Source organism: Streptomyces sp. NPDC048565 (assembly GCF_040650935.1).
GTDB lineage: Bacteria > Actinomycetota > Actinomycetes > Streptomycetales > Streptomycetaceae > Streptomyces.
The window spans coordinates 452823-458822 of sequence record NZ_JBEZIH010000002.1 but is presented as its reverse complement, the minus strand read 5'-3'; the positions used below and the strand labels follow the sequence as shown (position 1 = coordinate 458822).

Genomic DNA, 6000 nt, shown 5'->3' with positions numbered 1-6000 from the left:
CGTTGACTTTTGGCACGCTGTTGAGTTCTCAAGGAACGGACGCTTCCTTCGGTCCCGTTTCACCGGGGCCCTCCGGGCGCTTCCCTTCTGTTCTTGCGTTTCCGACTCTATCAGACTCTTTCGTGTCCGATTCCCGGTCGAAGCGGGATCCTGCAGTTCCTGCTCGGCAGTTAAATTACCACCGATTCGCTTTCCAGTTCTTCGCTTTCGCGTTTCCCTTTCCGGCGAGTCCGACTCTATCAGATCCTTTCGGGCCTGATTCCCAGTCAGCGGGGTTTGTCATCCCGGCCGCTGGGCCGTTCCGACGCCCAAACTCTAGCGGATTCCTCCGGCGACTCATAATCGAGCCCAGGAATTGAATTTCGGCATGCCGAAATTCTCCCCGGTGGGAGATCGTGCTGAGTTTGGTTGCCGCATTCGCGGCGGGATCGGCTGTCGCAGAACCGTACCGGCTCCGTGACAACTCGAAGAACCTTACGGACGCGAGGGGTGCTTGTCAAACCCCCCTGCCACCGCCCCCCAGGTGGCCGTCAGTCCAGGTCGGTGAGCCGGCCGCCGGCGTCCGGCTGCTCGTCCTCCACGCGGCGCAGGAGCCGGATCAGGATCTCGCCCAGCGCCCCGCGCTCGTCACCAGAGAGGTCCTGGAGAAGGTCCTCCTCGAAGGTGGTGGCCATCCTCATCGCTTCGAGCCACTTCGTACGGCCCTCGTCGGTCAGCTCGACGATGACGCGCACCCTGTTCTTCTCGTCCCTGTCCCTCGTGACCAGGCCCTCGCCAGCCATGCGGTCGATGCGATGGGTCATCGCTGCGGGAGTGAGCCCGAGCCGCTTGGCCAGCTCGCCCGGGCCCAGCCGGTACGGGGTGCCGGACAGGACCAGGGTCTTGAGCACCTCCCACTCGGCGTTGCTGATGCCGAGTGCGGCGACCTGTCTGCCGTAGGCGACGTTCATCCGGCGATTCAGCCGGCCCAGCGCGGAGACGATCTGCTCGACCTGCGGGTCGAGATCCCGGAACTCGCGCTGGTAGGCGGCGATCTGCTCGTCGAGGCTCGGCTCATGGAGCTCGGGCTGCTCGGTGGTCTCAGACATGGCGGGCAGTATCGCACGCCCCTCGTTGCCTTCGAAGTCCTTCAGGCTGAAGAGTTCAGCATCTAACTTTAGTGCTAAAGTCTATGAGTCTGTGTTCTTGAAGGTTTTTTCTGTCTTGAGGTAGGTGAGTGTGACCAGGGAGATGGGTGCAGCGCTGCGGCGGATCCAGCTGGGCAGCGCGCTGAGCGCGTTCGGCCTCGGGTTCACCGTCCCGTATCTGTACGTCTACGTGGCACAGGTGCGGGATCTTGGTGCGGGTACGGCAGGTGTCGTACTGGCTGTCTTCGCCATGGCGGCGCTGGCCGTGCTGCCGTTCACGGGCAGGGCCATCGACCGGCGCGGTCCCCTGCCGGTGCTGATCGTCGCCGCCGCCGCGGCCGCCGTGGGCGCCTGTGCTCTGGGCGTCGCGAACGGTGTGACGTCGGCCGTGCTCTCCGCCGCCGTCCTCGGCGCGGGCACCGCTGTCATGCAGCCGGCCCTCGCGACGATGCTGGTCTGGTGCTCCAGCGCCGGGACCCGCACACGCGCCTTCGCCATGCAGTTCTTCCTGCAGAACCTCGGGCTCGGCATCGGTGGTCTGGTCGGGGGGCAGCTGGTGGACGTCGGCAGGCCGTCGAGCTTCACCCTGCTGTTCCTCATCGAAGCTGCGATGTTCGTGGTGCTCGGCGTGGTCGCCGCCACGGTGCGCCTGCCCCGTGCCCCCTCGCTCGCCGCCCCGGTGCCCGCCGACGGCACAGCGCCGAAGGCCGGGCTGCGGGTGCTGCTCTCGCACCGGGCCATGGTGCAGCTGTGCGTGCTGGGCTTCGTGATCTTCTTCGCCTGCTACGGACAGTTCGAGTCCGGTCTCGCGGCCTACGGCACCGAGGCCGCCGGGATCGATCCGTCCACCCTGGGCATCGCACTGGCGGCCAACACGGCGGTCATCGTCATCGCGCAGTTCGTCGTGCTCCGTCTCGTGGAGCGGCGGCGGCGCAGCCGTGTCATCGCGTGCGTCGGTCTGATCTGGGCCTTCGCCTGGATCGTGGCGGGGTACGCGGGTCTCGGGCACGGCAGCCAGACCATGGCGACGGCCGCGATGATCTCGACGTACGCCCTGTTCGGACTGGGTGAGTCGATGCTGTCGCCGACGGTGGCGCCGCTGGTCGCCGATCTGGCGCCTCAGGCCATGGTCGGTCAGTACAACTCGGCGTTCGCCCTGGTGAAGCAGCTGGCCCTGGCCGTCGGGCCGGCCGTGGGCGGGCCCATGGGCGCTGCGCTGCACGGGCCGTACATCGTGACATTCGTGCTGTTCTCGCTGGGCATTACCGTGCTGGCCCTCAAACTGGGCCGGCGACTCACCCCCGTACAGGACAATCCGTCGCTCGCGACGGTGCCGTCCCGGGTGGTCGCCGTGTCGCTGCCGGAGAGCGGTCCTGCGGTCACCGCGCCCACCACCGTGCACTGAGAGCCGGGGTCAGTCCGGGAGTGCGAATTCGCACCAGACCGCCTTGCCTCCGCCCGGGGTACGGCGGCTGCCCCAGGACGAGGCGATGGTCGCGACGATGGAGATGCCGCGTCCCGCCTCGTCGGCGGGTTCGGCGCGGCGGCGCCGGGGCAGGTGGTCGTCCCCGTCCGTCACCTCGATGATCAGCCTGCGGTCGGTCCGGCGCAGGCCGAGGCGCATGGGCGGGGTGCCGTGCTGGAGGGAGTTCGCCACGAGCTCGCTCGCGGCGAGCACCCCCAGGTCGCAGAGTTCCACGGGAAAGCGCCAGGACGTCAGGACACCCGTGGCGAAGGCGCGTGCCCTGGGGGCGGCCTCGATGCCGCCGAGCAGTTCGAGCGAGGCGTTGTGGAAGAGCTCCGCGCTCGTACCCGTGCGGGCGGGGTGCTGGACCACGAGGACCGCCACGTCGTCGTCGTGCTCCGCGGTGACACCCAGGGAACGGATGAGCCGGTCGCAGACGACCTGGGGTGATCCCTTGGCGCCCGAGAGTGCGCGCTCCAGGGAGGCCACCCCTTCGTCGATGTCCTCACTGCGGCGTTCGACCAGGCCGTCCGTGTAGAGCACGGCCGTGGAGCCGGGCGGCAGGGCAATCGTCCCCGAGGTGTGGACCCAGCCTCCCGTGCCTCCCGTGCCGAGCGGCGGTCCTGTCGGGTCCGCGGCGCGGTGGACCGTGCCGTCCTCGTCGCACACGAGGATCGGGAGGTGACCGGCGGACGCGTAGACGAGATGACCCTCGTTCGGGTCGTGGACGGCGTAGGCGCAGGTGGCGATCTGGCTGGCGTCGATCTCGGCGGCGAGTACGTCGAGGAGCTGGAGCACCTCGTGCGGCGGCAGATCGAGGCGTGCGTAGGCGCGGACGGCGGTGCGGAGCTGGCCCATGACGGCGGCGGCCCGCACGCCTCGCCCCATGACGTCGCCGATGACGAGCGCGGTCCGGCCGGCGCCCAGGGTGATGACGTCGTACCAGTCGCCACCGACCGCGGCGTCCGTGCCGCCCGGCTGGTACGTGGCGGCGATGCGCAGGTCGTCGGGCTGTTCGAGATCCTGCGGGAGCAGGGAGCGCTGGAGGGTGACGGCCGTTTCGCGGTGGCGGCGCTCGCTGGCGCGGAGCCTCTCCGCCGCCTCGGCGTGGTCGGTGACATCGGTGGCGTAGACGAGGACGCCCGTCTCCCCGTCGGGCCCGTCCGGGCTGCCGGTGGCCACGGGGGTGCAGGTCACCGTGTACGAGTTGCCGGCCAGGACCTTGCGGGACTTGACCGTACGCGGAGTGCCGCTGCGCAGGACCTGGTCCATGAGGGGCAGCAGGCTGAGCTCGGCGAGCTCGGGCATGGCCTCGGCCGCGGTCGCGCCGCAGGGGCGTGGGCCGAAGGCCGTGGTGTAGGCGGCGTTGACGTAGGTGATGCGGTGCTCGGAGCCGTGGAGCAGCGCGACGGGGGCGGGCAGCCGTCCGAGGAGCTCTCCGGCCGGCAGGGCCTCGGGTGAGGGGCCGGCAGCCGGGGGCTGCGAGGTCTCGTCCGGTGGTGCGGCCGCGGTGCTGGGCCGTAGGGACTCGGCGCGGGCGGCGGGTACGGAACTCTGGTCGTCCCGCGCGGCGGCTCGGCGCTGCGTTCCGGGAAGGCGGGCGCTCCAGCGCGTGAAGTTCACGGAATTTCTGGCCTCGTGTGTCGGTCTGGTCCGCTCGGGCGAGCTGCTTCTTCTGCTGGTCCTGCCGGCCGGTGGCTCCCCGTCCGGTTCTCATGTCTCATGCGGGGCCGGGGTGCCGGGGGCCGGGGGCTTCTTTCGTGCTGGTGGCCGTCGCTGCCGGTCACTGTAGGTGACTGCCTGCCGGGTAACTCTGCGCAGGTGTGAGCCCACCTATCGTCACACGCCCAGTGTGACCGGCCGTACTGACAGTTGCCGTACGGCGGTCGGTCCATCCGCTGAACTGCGGGCGTTCCAGGGGCGTACCGGTGGGCGGCGTACGGCGGATCAGCCGGATGTGCCCGGTGGCCTGCCGTTCTTCGGCGGGGTGTCGTCCGACGGGCCCGGGTGCGCGTGTCCCCGGGCGGCGAGGGCGAATTCGGCACGCGGGTGTTCGAGCGAGCCGAGGGAGACGATCTCTCGCTTGAAGAGTCCGGCCAGGGCCCACTCGGCAAGGACACGCGCCTTCCGGTTGAACGTGGGTACGCGGCTGAGGTGGTAGACGCGGTGCATCAGCCAGGCCGGATATCCCTTGAGCTTGCGCCCGTAGACATGGGCCACGCCCTTGTGCAGGCCGAGCGAGGCGACGGAACCGGCGTAGGAGTGCCGGTAGTCCTCGGCCGGCCGTCCCGCGAGCGTGGCCAGGATGTTGTCCGCGAGGACCTTGGCCTGGCGCACGGCGTGCTGGGCGTTCGGCGCGGTGTCCGTGCCCGGCTCGGACGAGGTGAGGTCGGGGACGGCCGCGGCGTCACCGGCGGCCCAGGCGTGTTCGGTGCCGTCGACGGAGAGGGCGGCGGTGCAGCGGATGCGGCCGCGGTCCGTGAGGGGGAGGTCGGTGGCGGCGAGGATCGGCGCGGGTTTGACGCCCGCGGTCCACACCAGCGTGCGGGTCGGGAAGCGTGAGCCGTCGCTGAGCACGGCCACCCGGCCTTCGCAGCTGTCCAGACGGGTGTCGAGCCGTACGTCGATGTTGCGGCCCCGCAGTTCCCTGACGGCATACCTGCCCATGGCCTCGCCGACCTCGGGGAGGATGCGCCCCGTCGCCTCGACCAGGATCCATCTCAGGTCCGTGGGCTTGATGTTGTGGTAGTAGCGCGAGGTGTACCTGGCCATGTCCTCGAGCTCGGCGAGCGCTTCCACACCGGCGTATCCGCCGCCGACGAAGACGAAGGTGAGGGCCGCGTCACGGATGGCGGGGTCCCGGGTGGCCGAGGCGATGTCCATCTGTTCGATGACGTGGTTGCGGAGCCCGATGGCTTCCTCGACGGTCTTGAAGCCGATGCCGAAGTCGGCGAGGCCGGGGACGGGCAGGGTGCGCGACACGGATCCGGGCGCGAGGACGATCTCGTCGTACGGGATCTCCAGGGCGCCGGTGCCGTCCTCGCCGGTGGCGAGCGTCGCGACGGTCACGGTGCGCTTGGCGTGGTCGACGCGCTCCGCCTCGCCGATGACGATCGTGCAGTACTTCAGGACCCGGCGCAGGGGCACGACGACATGGCGCGGCGAGATCGAGCCGGCGGCGGCTTCGGGCAGGAACGGCTGATACGTCATATAGGGCTCGGGGGTGACCACCACGATCTCGGCCTCACCGCTCTTCAGTCTCTGCCGGAGCTTCCGCTGGAGACGCAGCGCGGTGTACATCCCGACGTAGCCGCCGCCGACGACGAGAATGCGCGCACTTGGCCGGGTGCCGGGGGGTGCCCCCCGGGAATCTGGTGCCATCACCATCCCATGACGCAACGGAGTCCG

At 69.8% G+C, this 6000-nt stretch carries 4 protein-coding genes; 1 reads left to right on the top strand and 3 read right to left on the bottom strand.

All coding sequences use genetic code 11. The annotated features are described in order from the left end of the window. Window positions 1-530: 530 nt before the first annotated feature. Window positions 531-1088 carry a MarR family transcriptional regulator gene (locus AB0C75_RS04375; protein WP_362886912.1) on the bottom strand — a complete coding sequence of 186 codons (558 nt, stop codon included), beginning with the start codon at window positions 1086-1088 and terminating at the stop codon, window positions 531-533. 142 nt (window positions 1089-1230) lie between these two features. Here AB0C75_RS04375 and AB0C75_RS04370 point away from each other — a divergent pair, with 142 nt between their 5' ends. Continuing rightward, window positions 1231-2532, top strand: coding sequence for an MFS transporter (locus AB0C75_RS04370; protein WP_362886942.1), 1302 nt, complete (start codon window positions 1231-1233; stop codon window positions 2530-2532). A 9-nt stretch (window positions 2533-2541) separates the two neighbouring features. Here AB0C75_RS04370 and AB0C75_RS04365 read toward each other — a convergent pair whose 3' ends face one another. Together AB0C75_RS04365 and AB0C75_RS04360 are read right to left on the bottom strand one after the other, a co-directional pair. After that, on the bottom strand, window positions 2542-4215 hold the full coding sequence (locus AB0C75_RS04365) for a SpoIIE family protein phosphatase (protein WP_362886910.1): 1674 nt from the start codon (window positions 4213-4215) through the stop codon (window positions 2542-2544). 324 nt (window positions 4216-4539) lie between these two features. Next, window positions 4540-5973 carry an NAD(P)/FAD-dependent oxidoreductase gene (locus AB0C75_RS04360; RefSeq protein ID WP_362886908.1) on the bottom strand — a complete coding sequence of 478 codons (1434 nt, stop codon included), beginning with the start codon at window positions 5971-5973 and terminating at the stop codon, window positions 4540-4542. Window positions 5974-6000: the final 27 nt, after the last annotated feature.